The organism is Nocardia sp. NPDC059228 (assembly GCF_042754245.1).
Classification (GTDB): Bacteria; Actinomycetota; Actinomycetes; order Mycobacteriales; family Mycobacteriaceae; genus Nocardia.
The window spans coordinates 242363-259986 of sequence record NZ_JBHZAL010000007.1 but is presented as its reverse complement, the minus strand read 5'-3'; the positions used below and the strand labels follow the sequence as shown (position 1 = coordinate 259986).

Here is a 17624-nt window from a genome sequence, read left to right as displayed (position 1 = left end):
GATCCTCGCACCCCCGTTTCCTAGTTGGTCGTTGGGGACGGGACAACTGATTTCGCTGCGAGTGGGGTAACTCGTCGGGTACGTCCGAAATTTTCGTCGTACCTGACCGCCGGCACGCGTGTGGAACCGGCAACGGCTCCTAGCCGTGCGCTGAAGTTCCGGGGAGGCGGGATTGTGCGCTGAAGTTTCGGGGAGGCGGGGGAGCGCTAGACTCGCTCCGTGGCAGGCCGACTTCCTGACCGCGATATCGCGGCGATTCGTGAACGTGTCCGGATCGAGGATGTCGTGGGTGAGTACGTCACTCTCAAGCGCGCCGGCGCCGACTCCATGAAGGGCCTGTGCCCCTTCCACGACGAGAAGTCCCCGTCCTTCCACGTGCGCCCCAATCACGGCGTCTTCCACTGCTTCGGCTGCGGTGAGGGTGGCGACGCCTTCGCCTTCCTGCAGAAGATCGAGCACGTCGGTTTCGTCGAGGCGGTCGAGCAGCTGGCCGACCGCATCGGCTACAAGATCAACTACGAGGGTGGCGGCACTTCCGTCCAGCGCGATCGCGGCACCCGTTCCCGCCTGGTCGCCGCCAATGCCGCCGCGCACGAGTTCTACGTCTCCCAGCTCGGCGAGCCCGGCGCGGAAGCGGCCCGCAAGTACCTCACCGACCGCAACTTCGACCACAACGCCGCCCGCCAGTTCGGCTGCGGCTACGCCCCCGGCGGCTGGGACACGCTCACGAAACACCTGCTGCGCAAGGGTTTCGACTTCAAGGAGCTGGAGGCCGCGGGCCTGTCCAAGCAGGGTCAGCGCGGCCCCATGGACCGCTTCAACCGCCGCCTGCTGTGGCCCATCCGCAATCTCGGCGGCGAGGTCATCGGCTTCGGCGCCCGCCGTCTGTACGACGACGACACCATGACCGCAAAGTACATCAACACCTCGGAAACGTTGCTGTACAAGAAGTCTCAGGTGCTGTTCGGCCTCGACCACGCCAAGCGCGAGATCGCCAAGGGCCACCAGGCCGTCGTCGTCGAGGGCTACACCGACGTCATGGCCATGCACATGGCGGGCGTCAAGACCGCTGTCGCCTCCTGCGGCACCGCCTTCGGCGACGAGCACCTCGCGATCCTGCGCCGCCTGCTCATGGACGACAACTTCTGGCGCGGCGAGATCATCTACACCTTCGACGGCGACGAGGCGGGCCAGGCCGCCGCCCTGAAGGCCTTCTCCGGCGACCAGAAACTGGCCGGCCAGACCTACATCGCCGTGGCCCCCGACGGCCTCGACCCCTGTGAACTCCGCCAGCGCAACGGCGACGGCGCGGTCCGCGACCTGGTCGCCCGCCGAGTCCCGTTGTACGAGTTCGTCATCCGCGGCCTGCTCGCCGAACACAATCTGGATTCCCCCGAGGGACAGGTCGAGGCGCTGCGCCGCGCCGTCCCCGTCGTCTCCCAGATCAAGGACTTCGCCCTCCGCAAGGCGTACGCCACCAAACTGGCCGGCTGGGTCGGCTGGGACGACATCCAGCAGGTCGTGCGCCGCGTCGGCGATGAAGCCCGCAAGGGCGCCCGCACCGGCGCCAAACCCGGCATCCCCGAACGTCAAGCGCGCCAAGAGGTCACCGAGCACCCCGCGGCCCGGCCCAACCCGCACGACCCGACCCTGCTCCCGCAGCGTCAAACCCTGGCCGCCGCACTGCAATACCCCGCCTTCGCGGGCCCCGTCTTCGATGCCCTGGAGCCGGAAGCCTTCACCCAGCCCGCCTACATCGCCGTCCGCGCCGCCATCGCCGAGGCCGGTGGCACCGCCAGCGGTCTGTCCGGCGCGGAATGGGTCGCCACGGTCGCCGACAACACCGAAGACCTCACCCTGCGGGCCCTGGTCTCCGAACTGGCCGCCGAGCCCCTCCCGGTGAAGTCCGCCGACGACATCCCCCGCTTCGTCACCGGCGTCCTGGCCCGCACGCAGGAGTCCTGGGTCGGCCGCCAGATCGCCGAACTGAAGTCCAAGCTCCAGCGCATCTCCTCGACCGAACAGCCCGACGGCTACATGGCCCTGTTCGGCGACCTGGTCGCCCTGGAGCAGTACCGGAAGAGCCTGCTGACCCAGGCCATGGGCAACTCGGGCGACTTCGTAAGCAGCTGACCCCGCTCTCGTCCCAGCGGTAGGCGGCTCTCACCCGGGTGGCAGGCGGCGAGGCTCGCCGCCCGAGTCAGGGACGTGGTGCGTCCCGAGGCACGACCGATAGACCTGCCGACTGTGGATCGGCAGGTTTCGGGGTTCGAGTTCGGGTTGGGGAGGCCCCAATCCCTCAGCGCCGCAGTTGATCCTGTGGCACGAGGATGGTGGTGCGCTCGTCCAGCGGCACCATCGGTTCCAGCTTCGGCTGGGTGCTCAGCTTGTCCGCGAGCTTCTGCCGCCCCATCATCACGACCTTCCGCGTGACAGGGCTCTCGCTGATCGCACGGGTCGTCTTACTGATCTGCTCATACCGAGCCCGCCCGGCCTTAGCGCCCAGCACATACCCGGCCGCAACACCGATGATCAACCGCAGCATCCCGAGAAGCTCCTCCCATAGACCAGCCTGCCCCCACATCCTGCCCGACCCCACCCCCACCTGTCGATCCGGCACCCCACCCACATCCCCGCAGGTAGAGCCGCGATTTGGGAACTGTACAACCGATACGCTAAAGTTTTCCCCGGCCGGTCCGAGAGGGCCAGCCAGGGAAACAATCCCCTATAGCTCAATTGGCAGAGCAGCCGACTGTTAATCGGCAGGTTTCTGGTTCGAGTCCAGATGGGGGAGCCAAATTCGGCCCCTGACCAGCGTGAGAATTCGCCGGGCAGGGGCCGAATTCGTTTCTGGAACCGCCTATGGTCCAGAAAGTGTCCAAAAACTCCGAGCACGTCCGCTCTCATCCCGATCTTGCTCAGTATCATCGGGGCCGTGCATTACCGCACGCGCTGGGATGACTTCACCGAACGCCTGGATTGCGTGCTCCACACGCTGCCGTACGCGGCCATCGTGATCGTTACACCCGACGGTCATCACATCCAGTTCTGGAACGACGGATCCGGCTCGCTGAACTCCGATGCTCCGATGTGCCTGAAGCCAGCGGATTCTCGCAGCAGATGACCGAACTCGGCCTCGGTCAGCGGTGTTCGCTTCTCCGACGACGGTCTTGGCGAGTCCATCGCGCATCACGTCCCCGTTCACCAGGACGAACCCAGTGTTGCGCTGACCCATTGAGACCGCACCGCATACCGCGCAGACCGAACCGGCCAGCGCCCCACCTCGAAAGATCAACGGGCCGTGGGCATTCCGGGCACCTGCCCAACCGCCCGCAGTGCAGGCTAGCCGAAGGGCGCGCGTTCGGCTGATCTGCTGCGTCGCGTGACAGCCACGCGCGGCTCAGTTGCTCGACCGGCGTAGGCAGCGGCGAGTCGGCTCGAAGATTGGGCTGCGGGGACCGAACGCTCCGGGGATGTGGCGGATTACGCGTCGCGAATGCCGACGGTGAGGAGGTGCAGGGCGGCGTCGACGGTGGCGGCGACGAGGGTGTCGTCGAGGGGGCCGGTGGCTGGGAGCATTGCGTGCAGCAGCAGGGGGCCGGTCAGGATGTCGGAGACCACGGTGGGATGAGTGAACGGTGGGATCTCACCGCGGTCGACGGCGCGTTGGAACATTGCTTGGGTCGATCGGCGGCGTGGCGCCATGAAGGCCTCGTGGAACATCGCACTCCATTGCGGGTCGCCGCTGAGGTCGCCGAGCAGGCCGGCGATGCCTGCTGAGACGACCGGGGTGCGGAAGAACTCGACCTGTAGGCGTTGCAGCTCGATCAGGTCGCCGCGCAGGGTGCCGGTGTCGGGCGCTGGATCGGTGCCGAAATGCCCGGCCAGGGCGCTGGCGATCAGGGCGACGCGGCCTGGGAAGCGGCGGTACAGCGCGGTGCGCGTGGTACCGGCCACGGTAGCGACGCGGTCGATGGTGACTGCGCTGTAACCGTCTGTCAGCAACAGTTGTTCGACGGCGGTGGCGATGGCGGCGTCGAGGGCCGTATTGCGGGGGCGGCCCATCCCGGCGGATTTACCCGTGTCAGACATACGCTACGGATTGTATCGGATCAACTCTTGCCACATATACGATACACAACGTAGCGTATGTGTATGGCTGAAATCTGGATCATCGGCGCGACCGGCCGCGCCGGGCGAAACATCAGCGCCGAATTACGTGCCGGTGGGCATCGGATCGTGCTGGTCGGCCGCAATACTCAGCGGCTGGCCGAGGCCGCGGCGACGATCGAGGCGGCGGGCGGGGTATCGCCACGGACGCTGGTCACCGATGATCCGCTCGCCGAAATCGCTGCGGGCAGACCGGATGTCGTCGTCAACACGGTCGGGCCGTTCGGTACCACGACGGTTCCGACCGCGCAGGCGTGTGTGGCCGCGGGCAGTCACTACGTGGATCTGGCCAACGAATTCCAGCCTGTGCGTTCGTTGTTGGAGCTGGATTCCGCGGCTCGGGCCGCGGGGTCGACACTGGTCACCGGTGCGGGATTCGGCACCCTGGCCAGCGAGGCGCTGGTGTACGAGCTGTGCGCCGGGCGCCCGTCCCCGATCCGCGTCCGGGTGGCGGCGATGCCCGTCGTGGATGGCCTGGGACCGGCGGTGCTGGCCAGTGTGATGGATTCGGCGGCGACCGGCGGGCTGATCTACCGAGACGGCCACCTGGTGCGGACCCGGCTCGGCGCTCACTTGCAACGCATTCCGCTGCCCGACGGCACGACGCGTGCCACGGTGGCGGTACCCACCGGCGAGCTGGAAGCCGCACTCCGAGGCTCGGGCGCGGGTGACGTGATCGCGACCTCCAGTGAGGTCCCCACCGGCCGCGTGGCTCGGGCCGCGCTACCGATCGTGGGCGCGATACTGAGGGTAGAAGCATTGCGGCGCATCGTGATCCGACTCATCGACCGCTGGCAACTGACACCACCGGCCACCCCCGGTGAGGTGTCGTGGGCATACGCATCCGCGGAATGGGAGGGCGGGGGAACACGCCAGGCATGGTTGCGGACCGGTGAGGGTTACGCGTTCACCAGCCGCGTCGCGGCCATGGTCGCGTCCCGCCTGGCCGAAGGCGATGCCCGCCCCGGCGCGTTCACTCCCGGCGCATTGTTCGGCGCCGATCTCGCCCGATCGGCGGGCGCCACGATCACCCTCGACTCGACCGCGAAGGACCTGCGATGACCGACATCACCCGAGAGCACGTGCGTATCCCGGCAGGTGCAGACACCGAACTGGACTGCTGGCTCTACCTCCCGTCGTCACCGGAGCCGCACCCGACGGTGGTGATGGCCCACGGCATCGGCGGAGTCAAAGCCGCCGGCCTGGCCCCGTTCGCGGAGTTCTTCGCCGACAACGGCTTTGCCGCCCTCGTATTCGACTACCGCCACTGGGGCCGATCCGGCGGCACACCGCGCGAACTCCTCTCGATCCGCCGCCAGCGAGAGGACTATCGCACCGCCCTGGCCTGGGCACGTCGCCACGACTCGCTCGACAACGATCGCCTGTTCATCTGGGGAACATCCTTCGCCGGCATGCACATCCTCGATATCGCCGCCACCGATCCGGCACTGGCCGGAGCCATCGCACAATGCCCCCTCGTCGACGGTCTGGCCGGGATGGCGAATGTGGCTCCACTGCGCGCGCTGCGCCTGACCGCTACCGCAGTGGCAGACGCGCTCTCGGGCGTCGTCGGCAACCCGCCGAAATACCTGCCGCTCAGCGTCGGACCCGACAGCCTCGGCGTGATCGCGACAAACGACTCACTGACCGGACTACATCGACTCACCCCGACCGACGGCGAGCCCTGGCCCAACCGCATCACCGCGCGATCACTGCTCGACATCGCTGTCCATCGCCCCGTCCGAACGGCCCACCGAGTCCAATGTCCCCTGCTGATGGTCGTTGCCGAATCCGACACCATGGCCCCCACCGGACCCGCCACCCAGGCCGCCGCGCGAGCGCCCCGCGGCGAGCTCTACCGCAGCCGCGGCGGGCATTACGACGTCTATGACGGCGGGATCGACCACTCCGACGTGCTCCGAGTAGAGCTGGAATTCCTCACCAGGCACGCCCGACCGGCACGCCGAACCTCCTCGTAGCGAGCGGTTCGAATCGGCCGCGCAACACCTTTGAAGATCAACGGGGCCGGGGTCTCGTCCGGCCGCCGTGGGCGCTGGCTGCAAGGGACCCGAAACCATGCCGGGCGTGGGATTGTTGTGCGGAATGTTCAGCCGACCGGGAGTTTCACCACCGTGTCGGGGCCCCGATCGGTGACGTATACGTTGTCCGCCGTGTCGACCGCCATACCCTGGGGATCTTTGAGCCCGGTGAACGGCAATGTGGTCGGCGTCGACGCACCCGCCGCCAACCTCGCCACCGATTCGTTACCCCAGTCGACGACGTACACGTCTCCCGCCCTGTCGACCGCCACACCCCGGGGATCTTTGAGCCCGGTGAACGGCAACGTGGTCGGTGCCGACGCGCCCGCGGCCAACCGCACCACCCGCTCGGTACCCAGCTCGGTGACGTATACGTTGCCCGCCGTATCGACCGCCACACCATGGGGATCTTGGAGCCCTGTGAACGGCAGCGTCGTCGGTGCCGCGGCACCCGCCGCCAACCTCACCACCCGATCATTGGCCCGGTCGGCGACGTACACGTCTCCCGCTGTATCGACCGCCACACCCCGGGGATCTTTGAGCCCGGTGAACGGCAACGTGGTCGGCGCCGAAGCGCCCGCCGCCAATCTCAAGACCCGGTTGTTACTCGTGTCGGTGACGTATATGTTGCCCGCCGGGTCGACCGCCACACCCTGGGGATTCTTCAGGCCGGTGAACGGCAACGGGCTCGGCGTCGACGCGTCCGCCGCCAATTTCACCACCCGATCGTTACCCATGTCGGTCACGTATACGTTGCCCGCCGCGTCGACCGCCACATCGGTGGGCAGGCTGACGCCGGTGAACGGCAGTGGAGTCTGTGACGAGTAGGCCGGGGCGATAGGAGCGGGCGAGTTGCCACCGCCGCCTGATCCCCGTTGGACACTGATGATGACAGCTAGGGCGGCCGCCACCGCAACCGCGACCGCGGCCGCGAGCAGTCCGGCGGTCTTGGGCGACAATCTGATTCGCCGCCCATGGCGCGCAGCCACGGCCTCGGTGGTGCTGACCGCGGAATCGCCGACCGCGGCGCGGGCCGCTGCGGCCAGCTCGCGCATGGTCTGGTAACGATCGTCTGGGTTCTTGGCCATTCCCTTGGCGATGACCGCATCGAACGCGGTCGGTACATCGGGTGTAGTGGTGCTGGGACGCGGGGGTGGGGTGTGCAGATGATGGGCGATCACACCCTCCATGCCCAATGAGCTCGAAAACGGTGGCCGGCCGGTCAGGCACTCATGCAGCACGCACGTCAACGCGTACACGTCCACTCGGGCATCGGCTTTGACCTCCGCGCCGATCTCCTCCGGTGCCATGTACGCGACGGTGCCGACGGTCTCGCCGATCGCGGTCAGCGTACGGTCGTCGGCGGCGTGGGCGATCCCGAAATCGATCAGGTAGGCGAACTCATCGGCCGCCAGCAGGATGTTGGTGGGTTTGACATCGCGATGGACCAGCCCGGCGTCGTGGGCTGCCTGCAGCGCGCCGGCCACCTGCGTGATGATCGCTACTGCCCGCTGCGGCGACAAGGCCCCTTCTCGCGTGATCATCTTGCGCAGATTGGTGCCGTCGATCAGCCGCATATTCAGATAGAGCCGACCGTCGATGTCGCCGAAGTCGTGGATGGGGATCACATGCGGCTCGGTCAACTGTGCCACCGCCCGGCACTCCCGGCGGAAGCGCTCGCGCAGCCGCTCGTCATCGGCGAAGCGCTCGGGCAGCACTTTGAGCGCCACCACCCGGTTGGTCAGCGAATCATGCGCCCGCCACACCTGGCCCATGCCGCCCTGACCCAGCAGCGACAGCAGCCGATAGCGTCCGAACGTCTGCTCCGGCGCCCAGGTGGCGTCCACGCCAGGCACTGACTTGTCATCCATTGCGCCGTCCCGTGACCACCCAACTGGCAAACGGTGTATTCGCAAATTCAGCGTACCTCTGAGCCATACGACCAACTTCGTGAAGAAGCCGGCAGTCCAGCACCACTCGGAGGCGGGGCCATCTCGAATGAAAGGTGCCGGTTTCCGGTCTCCGCCATCTTGCCAAGGGCTTGCTGAGACAGGCGCGAACTGGACGGAGTTCTTGCGCGCGTTGGTGAATCGTTCCCTCGAACCGGCAAAGGGAACGATCTGGGGTGCGGCAGCGGTTTTTCAGCCGCGGCCGAGGAGGGTTCCGCCGTTGATCTGGAGGATCTGGCCGGTAGTCCAGCCGGCCTCGGGGGAGGTGAGGTGGGCGATGCCTGCGGCGATTTCGTCGGGTGTGCCGGCGCGGCCGAGGGGGATTTGGGAGATTCGGTCGGCTTCGAGTTCCGGTGTGAGCCGGTCGGTCCAGAATTCGGTGGCGGGGACGAAGCCGGGGGCGACGGTGTTGACGGTGATGCCTTGTGGGGCGAGCTGTTGTGCGAGGCCCAGGGCCCAACCGTGGAGGGCGGCTTTCGCGGCCCCGTAGGGGCCTGCTCCGCGTAGTGCGGCGATCGAGCTCACCGACACGATTCGGCCGCCGGGGCGGGTCATGTGCGGGATCAGCGTTTCGGTCAGCAGTACTGCGGTGAGCACGTTCAGCTGGAAGGTGTTGGTGTAGGCGGCCGCGAGGCCGTCCAGGTCGCCGGGTGTGTGCGCGGGGTTACCGCCCGCGTTGTTGACCAGGATGTCGACAAGCCCATCTGCCGTGATCTGTTCGGCAAGGGACTGGACTTGATCGGGCGCGGTGAGGTCGGCGGTCGCGGTGGTGACGCGGTCGGCCCCGATGCCGGTGTTGATCTCTTTGGCAGTGGCTTCCAGCACGGTTGGACGGCGTCCGATGATGGTCACCGACACGCCGTCGGCGGCCAGGCGTCGCGCCACTGCCTTCCCGACTCCGGTGCCGCCGCCGGTGACGATCGCGCGTCGCGTCATCATTCCTCCCCTGGTCGATGAATCATATTCAGGCTGAAGCTACTTCATGCAGCGCCTGACACTGTGGGATGGGCGCCCCGGGTTATCGAGATCACGGTCGGACCCCTCGGCGCAGGTGCATTGCGTGATCGGATGGGTTGGCGCGGAACATGTCTCGCGGGATGCCAGTGGTCTGTGCAGACTCACGGGTATGGATCGTAGTTTCTATGCGGGTCGGGTTGCTGTGGTTACCGGGGCGGGGGCCGGGATCGGGCGGGAGCTGGCGGTGCGGCTGGGGCGGGAAGGGGCGTCGGTGGTGCTGTTGGACACGAATGAAGGGGCGCTGGGGGAGACGGCGGGGATGGTCAGGGGTGGGGATGGGGAGGTGGTGGGCCTGGTGGCCGATGTCGCTGATCCGGAGCGGATGGGGGAGGTTGCGGCCGAGGTGGTGGGGCGGCTCGGGGGTGTGGATGTGTTGATCAACAATGCGGGGAAGCTTTTCTATGGTGGGGTGTCGGAGTCCGAGCCGGGCGACTTCGAGGCGGTGATGCGGGCGAATTTCGGTGCGACCGTGGCGAGTACGAAAGCCTTTCTGCCGTACGTGGTGAAGTCGCCCGAGGGGCGGATCGCGAATCTCTCCTCGGCGTACGGGTTGATCGGGCTCGGCGGGGCCGCGCCCTACACGGCGGCCAAGTTCGCGATTCGCGGCTTCACCGAGTCGCTCCGGTCGGAATTGCGCGGGCAGCCGAATGTTGCTGTCAGCTGCGTGTTTCCGGGTGGAGTGAAGACCGGGATCGCTTGGTCGGCGTTGGCGGCGGCGGGGGTGGACGCCGAGCGGGCGGCGCAGCGGTTCGACCGGTATGTGGCCCGCACCGATCCCGGCGTTGCGGCGCAGGTGATTCTGCGTGGTGTCGCGCGGGGGAAGAGTCGTGTACTGATAGGACCCGACGCGATCCTTGCCGAAGTCGCCGCCAGGGTGGCGGGCGGACGGTACGAGAAGCTGATTCGGCTCGTGATCAGGGGATAAGAGGGGAAGACGCGATGGCCGGTACACGATGGCTGTTGATAGAGACGTTCGGCGGCGGGGAGCCGACCGTCATCGGACTGGGCAGTGCGCCAAGGAAGTTCGTGCCGTTGACGCAGATCTTCCGGCAGCGCGAAACGCTGGCGACCATCCGCGGGGCCGTGGCGGCGACCGCGGAGGCGCTGGCGCCGGTGGAGGTCATGAGCGACGGCGGCCGCCGTCGGACTCTCACCGCGCCGCTGCTGATCACCCCGGAGCGTATGCACGCCGTGCTGGTGTGGTCGGGTCCGGCGGAGGAGACGGTGCCGCCGCGAGATCCGGTGGGGGCGTGGTACTTCAACTTGTCCACCTCGAAGTCCACGCGCTCGGACGATCTGCTGGATCTCTACGGTGTCGCGCCCGAGAATCGGGCGCGCGAGCACGCCATCGCGGGCGTGTTCGCCCGCGTCATCACCAATAGCGACGAGTCCGACGCCCTGGCCAAGGTGGTCCGGTCGGCGCCGGGCACCGAGCATCAGGCGGTGTGGACGGTCCGCCGCGACGACGGCGCTCTGCGGGCGGCGCACTTCTCGTGTCGCATCATCGAAGAGACCGATGCCGCCGGGAATTCCGAGGTGTTCATGCGCGGGGTCACCCATGACATCGGCGATGCCACCGACGTCAGCGCCGCGCCGCCGCCGGTGATCCTCGAGCACCGGGTGCTCGACGCGGCCGCCGCGGAGGGCGATTTCCGGGCCATTGTCGACCTGCGCACCCTGCGGCTGCTGCGCTGGATGGGTCCGCCCATGCCGGGCATCGCGTGGCAGTCGCTGGCGGGTGAACCGGAGCCGGCGATCCACCCGGACGATATCGAGACGGCGAAGACCATGAGCCGCAACCTCGCTCACTCCCGCACCGCCGGGCGGTTGCGGCTCCGGACGCTCGACGGGGGCTGGAAATCGGTGCGGGCCCGGGCCGTGCTCATGGCGCTGGACCAGCACACGACGGCCGCGCTGGTCACTGTCCGGGATCCGGATATGCCGGAGGTGGACTAGGTCACCCGACCGCCAGCAAACAGACCGGCGGCAATGTTTGTTGTGTATGTAACACCGTACGAACAAGTCCCGGGCTGCTGCTCCAGGTCAGCGTGTTTCGTCAGTAAATACGCAGGCAGGCACACGATTTGCTCAATTGATCACACTGTGTGCGCGTCGATACACTGCCGCGTACACGCACCCGCGTGAGCGGGAATCTTGCCGGTGATCCGTGTGATGCCGCTTGTCGCGTCGTAGGAACGCCCTGCCCGGGAACGCTCGTGGAGCGCTCCGGGAATCGGGGCTGCTCGGCGTTGGGAGGCGGCGCAGTGCTCGGACCGACATACGCGTGGTGGGTGCACCCGCGCGGCCGCATCTGGCAGTGGATCGTCACCCGGGCGATCCGAGTGGGGGAGAACTACGCGCGGCCGCGCCTGGATGTGAATTTCCCGCTGCTGGAGCCCAATCCCACGGATATCGTGCGAATTCCGCTGGACCGCTTGCACATCGACACCACGATCCGGCAATCCGGCGAGAACTCCCGGCATGTCACGGCGCTGTCGGAGGTCGCCGCGACCCTGCCGCCGATCGTCGTGCACCGATCGCACATGACGGTCATCGACGGCGCCCATCGCGTGCGCGCGGCAATGTGCAGCGGGTCCCAGTGGATCGACGCGGTCTACTTCGACGGTGACGACGGGCAGGCCCTGCTGCTCGCGGTCCGGCTGAACAGCAGGCACGGCCTGCCCCTGTCCGCGGCCGACCGCAAAGCCGCGGCCGAACAGGCGCTCTCGTTCTATCCCGACTGGTCCGACCGCAAGCTGGCCGAGGTGATCGGCCTGCCCGAGCGGACCATCGCCGCCATCCGGAAGCGGTCGGCGGCGTGCCCCGGCCGCCACCTCGCCCGGCGCGCACTCGCGGCTCCCGTGCCACAGCCGCGCCAGTGTCACACCGAGCGAATCCGCGACGAGCGTCCCCATGCCGGTCCCGGGGCTGCCGCGAAAGACCTGTCGTATCCCGCTCGCGCACTGTGGAATCTGCGCTCGGACCCGGCGCTGACCCGCACCGAATCCGGCAGGCAACTCCTACGCCTGTTCGACGAGCTGCCCGCGGATCCCGTGGCCTGGGCGGACCTGGCCGATGATCTCCCGCCGTACTGCGCCGCCCTGGTCGCCGAACTGGCCTCCCAGCAGGCCCGGCACTGGGCCGCACTGGCCCGATCCGCCAGCCGCACCGCCGCGGCCGAGAAGACCACTGCCGCGTGACGGCTCGATCCGACCGCGTTCGATCGGGTCGGTGACGGTCGGCGCCGCGTACGGGTGCCGATGCCGTCGAAGGCGTTGGCTCGCTTCATACCTGCCTGTGTGGGACGTGGAAGACTGGGTGGGTACAGCCGCCGGAGGCACTGCCCGCACCCGCTGATCAGTCCCGTGTCACCGCCCGCATGAGCAGCGGCTTGTCCGGCGCGCCGATGAACGAAAGCTGCGGGCGGATGGGCTCGCCGGTGGCGATCCGCAGATCCAGCTGCTGGGCGATGGTGGCGATCGACAACACCACCTCCATGGTCGCGAAGTTCTGCGCGATGCAGATCCGCTTGCCCGCCCCGAACGCCAGCGACGCCTCCCGATGCGGCCGGGTCATGTTCTCCGGCAGGTAGCGCGTCGGATCGAACTCGCCCGCCCGATCCCAGACCCGCGGATTGCCGTGCACCCCGTGCATGCTGATCATGATGGTGGTGCCGGGCTTGATGCGATAGCCCGCCAGCACGTCCTCGCCCAGCGCCACCTTGCTGAAGGCCATGATCGGCGGGTACAGCCGCATCGTCTCCAGGAAGACGGCCTTGGTCCACACCAGCTTGTCCACGTCGGCGGCGGTGGGGGCGCGCCCGCCGAGCACGGTGTCGAGCTCCTCGTGGAGGCGCTGCCGGGCCTCGGGATGCTCGGCGAGCAGCTTCCACACCCAGGTCAGCGCGGTGGCCGAGGTCTCCATGCCCGCCCCGATGAATGTCATGAGCTCGTCCCGGATTTCGAGATCGGTGTAGCTGTGCCCGGTCTCCGGATCGGTGGCCGCCATCAGCAGGCCGAGCAGGTTGTCCTTGCGGGTGATGCGGCCCTCGCGATGATCGGAAATGATTCCGGCCACGGCATTCTCGATGCCGCGTAGCTCGAACATGATGTGCGGGGCCACCATCCAGGAGGCGGCGCGGATGGCCCGGATCGGAATCCGTGAGCCCGCCTGCTTCTCGGGCTTCTCGGTGCGGCGCACCAGCCACATGGACAGCGGCCGCAGCGTCCGGCTCACATTGGTGACCACGCCCACGCCGAAGAATTTGAGCAGCCGCTCGAGCTTGATCTTGGAGATGGGCCCGTCCAGGTCGGTGCCGAACATGGTGCGCGCCACGATATCCAGCATGAGGCGGGTCATCTCCGCGCCGACGTCGACCAGCGCCCCGGCCGTCCGCAGCCGCCGGGCCGTCTCCTGGGCCGCCTCGACCATGGGCACATCGAACTGGTCGATGGCGCTGCGCGCGAAGATCGGCTGCACCAGGCGCTTGTTGCGGTAGTAGAGGCGATCGTCGCGCTGGGTCACCAGGCCCTGGCCGAAAACCACGGCGAGCATGTCGAATTCGGCGCCGCGCACATAGTTCTCGTGGTTGGCGATCAGTACGTGCCGGACCAGCTCCGGACTGCGCACGACGACGTACTTCGCCATCGGCAGGCGGGCGATCAGCACATCGTCCTGACCCGGCAGCTCGGCCGCCAGGTACTGCATGATGGTGCGCTCCCGGATCCGCCCGGGCAGTCCCAGCGCCAGCCGCCAGGACTGCCCCCAGGTGACCGGCGTGTTGTGCCAGCGCATCGGTGCGGGCTGCCACCGCGGCGGGTGGAGTTCGGTGCTTCCTGTGGCCGGTGCTGTCATGGGGACCATCCCGTGCGATCGAAAGTCGTTCGCCCCGTGGGGCTTACGGTCGAATGCTACTGGTGAGTAGGAGTTCGCGCAGGCGATGTGGGGTATCCGCGTCCGCGGGTCACGGGTTCGGTCACAGCTTCACTCTTGATTCTTGAACAACCATTCAAGTACCATGCACGTATGGCCCGCACTCGCGAATTCGACCCCGATGACGTGGTGGATGCCGCCATGCGCCGCTTCTGGGAGCGCGGGTATCGGGCCACCTCGGTGGAGGACCTGGTCAAGGCGACCGGCGTGAAACCTGGCAGCCTGTACAGCGCCTTCCCGGGCGGCAAGCACGCGCTGTTCCTGGCCTCGCTGCGGCGCTACTCGGACCTGATCGTGCCCCAGAAATTGGGCGAACTCGATGATCCGAACGCGTCGCTGGCGCAAGTGCGCGGCTACTTCGACGGCCTGGTGGCCGACCTGCTCTCGCCGGAGGGGCGGATGGGCTGCCTGCTGGTGAACACCGCCGTCGAGAACGCCGCCACCGATGACGCGGCCGCTGCCGTGGTGCGCGGGCATCTGGCGCGGCTGGAGGACCGGATGCGGGACGCATTGCGGAATGCCGTGCGTCGCAAGGAGGTCCGATCGAACGTCGATCCCGTCACCGTGGCCAAGGGCTTGGTGGCCACCTCGCAGGGGCTGATGGTGGTCGGCAAGGCGAATCCCGACGAGCAGGTATTGCTCGCGATTGTCGACAATGCCTTCGCCGGGCTGTCACCCGGTTAGGCGCGGCGAAAACCGTTGCAGGGCCGTCCTTGTGGACGGCCCCTCTTTCCCGCCAATATTTGAACACTCACTCAAGAATGAAGGTATGTCATGAAGGCGATCACCATCTCCCACTACGGTGCGCCCGAGGTGCTCACCGTGACCGAACTGCCCGATCCGGTACCGGCCGCAGGTGAAATCCTGGTCGAGGTCAAGGCTTTCGGACTCAACCACGCGGAAACCTACATGCGGTCGGGGCAGTGGGGCGATGTCGCCCAGGTGACCGGTATCGAAGCCGCGGGCGTCGTCGCCGCCGACCCTTCGGGCAAGCTGGCCCCGGGGACCCCGGTCGTCGCGATCATGGGTGGCATGGGCCGCACCCGCAATGGCTCCTACGCCGAGTTGGTCACCGTGCCCGCGGACAATGTCGTCGCGGTCGGCACCGCTCTGGCCTGGACCGATCTCGCCGCAGTACCGGAGGTCTACGCCACCGCGTGGACCACCCTGCACGACAATCTCGCCGTCACGGACGGCGAGACGGTGCTGGTGCGCGGCGCGACCTCGGCACTGGGACAGGCGGCGGTGAATATCGCCGCCGATCTCGGGGCCACGGTCATCGCCACCACCCGATCGCAGGCGAATGCGGCGTTGCTCGAAAAGATCGGTGCGGCAATGGTTCTCACCGAGGAAGGCAACCTGTCGGAGCGCGTGCGCGCGGCCGGATTCGTCGTCGACGCCCTGCTGGACCTGGTCGGCAACTCCGTCCTGCGTGATTCGGTCGCCACCGTGCGGCCGCGCGGGCGCGTCTGCCAGGCCGGATTCCTCGGCGGCCTGGCCCCGGTGCCCGAGTTCAACCCGATCGCCGACCTGCCCAGCGGAGTCCAGCTGTCCTTCTTCGGCAGTTTCGTCTTCGGGACACCCGGATTCCCGCTCTCGGCGGTCCCGCTCGCGGACCTCGTCGCCAAGGCCGAAGCCGGTGTGTACCACGCGAAACCGGTGCGCACCTTCACCTTCGACGAGATCGTGCGGGCGCACGAGGTGATGGAGTCCGGGACCGCCGGCGGCAAGATGACGGTTGCCGTCGGCTGAACTCGGCGGATTTCGAACTCAGCGGGTCAGATCCCGCACCGTCTCGGACAACACCCCGAGGCCGTCGGCGAGCAGGTCGTCGCCGATCACCAGCGGGGGCAGCAGCCGGATGACGTTTCCGTAGGTGCCGCAGGTGAGCAGCACCACGCCGCGTGAGAGCGCCTCGGCGGCAATGGCTTTGGTGAGATCCGGATCGGGGGTGTCGGTGCCCGGCCGGACCAGTTCGATGGCGAGCATCGCACCCCGGCCGCGTACGTCACCGATCACGCCGGTCGCGGCGGCCAGCTCCCGCAGCCGCGGCACGGCGGCCGCCTCGATGGCCCGCGCCCGGGCCGGCAGGTCCAGCGACCGCATCACCTCGATGCTGGCCAGCGCCGCCGCACACGCCACCGGATTGCCGCCGTAGGTGCCGCCCAGCCCGCCCGGATGCACCGCGTCCAGCAGTTCGGCCCGGCCGGTGACGGCCGACAGCGGCATGCCGCCCGCAATGCCCTTGGCCATGGCGACGATGTCCGGCGCGATGCCCTCGTGCTCGCTCGCGAACCACGCTCCGGTGCGGGCGAATCCGGTCTGCACCTCGTCGGCGATGAACACCACCCCGTGCTCGCCGGCCCAGTTCGCCAGCGTGGCGAGGAATCCCGGGGCGGGCACGATGAATCCACCCTCGCCCTGGATCGGCTCGATGACGATCGCGGCCAGCGAATCGGCCCCGATCTGCACCTCGATTCGCGAAATGACCCGGCGCGCAGCCTGTTCCCCGGTCAGCCCCGGCTGGTCGCGGTACGGGTAGGACATGGGCATGCGGTGGATGTCCGGTGCGAACGGGCCGAAGTGCGCCTTGTACGGCATGGATTTCGCGGTCAGCGCCATGGTCAGGTTGGTGCGGCCGTGATACGCGTGATCGAACGCGACCACCGCCGGCCGGCCGGTCGCCAGCCGCGCCGCCTTCACCGCGTTCTCCACCGCCTCCGCGCCCGAGTTGAACAGCACCGTCCGCTTGTCGAAGCCGCCGGGCGTGAGCGCGGCCAGTTCCTCGGCCACGCGGATGTAGTTTTCGTAGGGGGTGATCATGAAGCAGGTGTGGGTGAATCGCGCGACCTGCTCGGCGACCGCGGCCGCCACCTCCGGATGGGACGCGCCGACCGTGGTGACCGCGATGCCCGAGCCCAGATCGATCAGCGAATTCCCGTCCACATCGAGAATGACCCCGCCGTCGGCGTCGGCCGCGTAGACGGGCACCGATGATCCGACCCCGGCCGCCACGGCCGCCGTCCGGCGTGCGGTGAGCGCCCGGGAACGCGGGCCCGGCAGCTCGGTGGCGAGATCGCGACGCTGGGGCAGGCGGTAGTCGATCGAGGGCATGCGGAATTCTCCCGGTCGAGGGTCGGTGGCACCGGTCATCAGTCTGCGCCACGGCGCCCGCGATCACCCGTGCCGAATTGGACAACACGCCGGGCAGGAATTGATTGGACCGCAACCTCGACAATGTCCGAACCCGAGCCGAACTTCTTCTCGCCCTGCTCGCCGAACCCGATTGATCGGCGGGGCGGGGGCTGCTATCTTCTACGTATCTACTAAGTAGATACGTAGAAAGAGCTCGGGCCGTAGACCACCTGCGGCCGAGGGCGCCGTGGGGACGGCGTCGTGGCGGCAGGATTGTGCGGACCCCTCATCACGCGCAAGACTGTCGGCACACGAGGGGCGGGGGCGCGCATCAGCGGCCCCCCCCCGCGGTCGTAAGAGGGTGGGGGGCAGGTGCGACGCG

15 protein-coding genes and 1 tRNA gene are annotated in these 17624 nt (G+C 67.9%); 10 read left to right on the top strand and 6 right to left on the bottom strand.

Annotated features, from left to right (window positions below):
• The first annotated feature begins 219 nt into the window (after positions 1–219).
• Positions 220–2133, top strand: coding sequence for a DNA primase (gene dnaG / locus ACFXKA_RS15035; protein ID WP_354835415.1), 1914 nt, complete (start codon positions 220–222; stop codon positions 2131–2133).
• Between the two features lie 166 nt (positions 2134–2299).
• Here the strand turns inward: dnaG and ACFXKA_RS15030 are convergent, their stop codons facing one another.
• Entirely contained in the window at positions 2300–2545 is a 246-nt protein-coding gene (locus ACFXKA_RS15030; RefSeq protein WP_354835413.1) for a hypothetical protein, read from the bottom strand.
• A gap of 176 nt (positions 2546–2721) precedes the next feature.
• On the opposite strand from ACFXKA_RS15030, the gene ACFXKA_RS15025 reads away from it, so the two are divergent.
• Positions 2722–2797, top strand: a tRNA-Asn gene (locus ACFXKA_RS15025).
• Positions 2798–2935: 138 nt separating this feature from the next.
• Positions 2936–3124: a hypothetical protein gene (locus ACFXKA_RS15020; RefSeq protein ID WP_379427628.1), complete on the top strand. Its 189-nt coding sequence runs from the start codon at positions 2936–2938 to the stop codon at positions 3122–3124.
• Positions 3125–3483: 359 nt separating this feature from the next.
• On the opposite strand, the gene ACFXKA_RS15015 is transcribed toward ACFXKA_RS15020, so the two are convergent.
• Positions 3484–4092, bottom strand: a complete 609-nt coding sequence (locus tag ACFXKA_RS15015) for a TetR/AcrR family transcriptional regulator (RefSeq protein ID WP_379427627.1) — start codon at positions 4090–4092, stop codon at positions 3484–3486.
• 63 nt (positions 4093–4155) lie between these two features.
• On the opposite strand from ACFXKA_RS15015, the gene ACFXKA_RS15010 reads away from it, so the two are divergent.
• The gene (locus tag ACFXKA_RS15010) at positions 4156–5232 is read left to right on the top strand and encodes a saccharopine dehydrogenase NADP-binding domain-containing protein (RefSeq protein ID WP_379427626.1); all 1077 of its coding nucleotides are present in this window, start codon (positions 4156–4158) and stop codon (positions 5230–5232) included.
• On the top strand, positions 5229–6149 hold the full coding sequence (locus ACFXKA_RS15005) for an alpha/beta hydrolase (RefSeq protein ID WP_379427625.1): 921 nt from the start codon (positions 5229–5231) through the stop codon (positions 6147–6149). The genes ACFXKA_RS15010 and ACFXKA_RS15005 overlap by 4 nt, the downstream gene beginning before the upstream one ends.
• A 128-nt stretch (positions 6150–6277) precedes the next feature.
• On the opposite strand, the gene ACFXKA_RS15000 is transcribed toward ACFXKA_RS15005, so the two are convergent.
• On the bottom strand, positions 6278–8080 hold the full coding sequence (locus ACFXKA_RS15000; RefSeq protein WP_379427624.1) for a serine/threonine-protein kinase PknD: 1803 nt from the start codon (positions 8078–8080) through the stop codon (positions 6278–6280).
• Positions 8081–8350: 270 nt separating this feature from the next.
• A complete protein-coding gene (locus ACFXKA_RS14995; protein WP_379427623.1) occupies positions 8351–9094 on the bottom strand; it encodes an SDR family NAD(P)-dependent oxidoreductase in 744 nt (247 codons plus the stop codon).
• A 46-nt stretch (positions 9095–9140) separates the two neighbouring features.
• Between ACFXKA_RS14995 and ACFXKA_RS14990 the strand changes: the two genes are divergently transcribed.
• From ACFXKA_RS14990 to ACFXKA_RS14980, 3 genes are all read left to right on the top strand, one after another.
• Positions 9141–10100: an SDR family NAD(P)-dependent oxidoreductase gene (locus ACFXKA_RS14990; protein ID WP_379427622.1), complete on the top strand. Its 960-nt coding sequence runs from the start codon at positions 9141–9143 to the stop codon at positions 10098–10100.
• A gap of 14 nt (positions 10101–10114) precedes the next feature.
• A complete protein-coding gene (locus tag ACFXKA_RS14985) occupies positions 10115–11131 on the top strand; it encodes a GAF domain-containing protein (protein WP_354835379.1) in 1017 nt (338 codons plus the stop codon).
• Positions 11132–11439: 308 nt separating this feature from the next.
• Positions 11440–12375 (top strand): ParB N-terminal domain-containing protein, encoded by a 936-nt coding sequence (locus ACFXKA_RS14980; RefSeq protein WP_379427621.1) that lies wholly within the window; start codon positions 11440–11442, stop codon positions 12373–12375.
• Positions 12376–12532: 157 nt separating this feature from the next.
• On the opposite strand, the gene ACFXKA_RS14975 is transcribed toward ACFXKA_RS14980, so the two are convergent.
• Positions 12533–14029: a cytochrome P450 gene (locus ACFXKA_RS14975; protein ID WP_379427620.1), complete on the bottom strand. Its 1497-nt coding sequence runs from the start codon at positions 14027–14029 to the stop codon at positions 12533–12535.
• A gap of 171 nt (positions 14030–14200) precedes the next feature.
• On the opposite strand from ACFXKA_RS14975, the gene ACFXKA_RS14970 reads away from it, so the two are divergent.
• Both ACFXKA_RS14970 and ACFXKA_RS14965 read left to right on the top strand, forming a co-directional pair.
• Complete coding sequence (locus ACFXKA_RS14970; RefSeq protein WP_379427619.1) at positions 14201–14791, top strand: TetR/AcrR family transcriptional regulator; 591 nt, start codon at positions 14201–14203, stop codon at positions 14789–14791.
• A 90-nt stretch (positions 14792–14881) separates the two neighbouring features.
• The gene (locus tag ACFXKA_RS14965) at positions 14882–15859 is read left to right on the top strand and encodes a zinc-binding dehydrogenase (RefSeq protein WP_379427618.1); all 978 of its coding nucleotides are present in this window, start codon (positions 14882–14884) and stop codon (positions 15857–15859) included.
• A gap of 18 nt (positions 15860–15877) precedes the next feature.
• Here ACFXKA_RS14965 and gabT read toward each other — a convergent pair whose 3' ends face one another.
• Positions 15878–17221: a 4-aminobutyrate--2-oxoglutarate transaminase gene (gene gabT / locus ACFXKA_RS14960; protein WP_379427617.1), complete on the bottom strand. Its 1344-nt coding sequence runs from the start codon at positions 17219–17221 to the stop codon at positions 15878–15880.
• Between the last annotated feature and the right edge of the window lie 403 nt (positions 17222–17624).

What these genes read in the sequence shown, in the direction of transcription:
- ACFXKA_RS15030 (WP_354835413.1), bottom strand. Translation starts at nt 2,545, where the DNA reads ATGCTGCGGTTGATCATCGGTGTTGCGGCCGGGTATGTGCTGGGCGCT.
- ACFXKA_RS15015 (WP_379427627.1), bottom strand. Translation starts at nt 4,092, where the DNA reads ATGTCTGACACGGGTAAATCCGCCGGGATGGGCCGCCCCCGCAATACG.
- ACFXKA_RS15010 (WP_379427626.1), top strand. Translation starts at nt 4,156, where the DNA reads ATGGCTGAAATCTGGATCATCGGCGCGACCGGCCGCGCCGGGCGAAAC.
- ACFXKA_RS15005 (WP_379427625.1), top strand. Translation starts at nt 5,229, where the DNA reads ATGACCGACATCACCCGAGAGCACGTGCGTATCCCGGCAGGTGCAGAC.
- ACFXKA_RS15000 (WP_379427624.1), bottom strand. Translation starts at nt 8,080, where the DNA reads ATGGATGACAAGTCAGTGCCTGGCGTGGACGCCACCTGGGCGCCGGAG.
- ACFXKA_RS14995 (WP_379427623.1), bottom strand. Translation starts at nt 9,094, where the DNA reads ATGACGCGACGCGCGATCGTCACCGGCGGCGGCACCGGAGTCGGGAAG.
- ACFXKA_RS14990 (WP_379427622.1), top strand. Translation starts at nt 9,141, where the DNA reads ATGCAGCGCCTGACACTGTGGGATGGGCGCCCCGGGTTATCGAGATCA.
- ACFXKA_RS14985 (WP_354835379.1), top strand. Translation starts at nt 10,115, where the DNA reads ATGGCCGGTACACGATGGCTGTTGATAGAGACGTTCGGCGGCGGGGAG.
- ACFXKA_RS14975 (WP_379427620.1), bottom strand. Translation starts at nt 14,029, where the DNA reads ATGACAGCACCGGCCACAGGAAGCACCGAACTCCACCCGCCGCGGTGG.
- ACFXKA_RS14970 (WP_379427619.1), top strand. Translation starts at nt 14,201, where the DNA reads ATGGCCCGCACTCGCGAATTCGACCCCGATGACGTGGTGGATGCCGCC.
- ACFXKA_RS14965 (WP_379427618.1), top strand. Translation starts at nt 14,882, where the DNA reads ATGAAGGCGATCACCATCTCCCACTACGGTGCGCCCGAGGTGCTCACC.
- gabT (WP_379427617.1), bottom strand. Translation starts at nt 17,221, where the DNA reads ATGCCCTCGATCGACTACCGCCTGCCCCAGCGTCGCGATCTCGCCACC.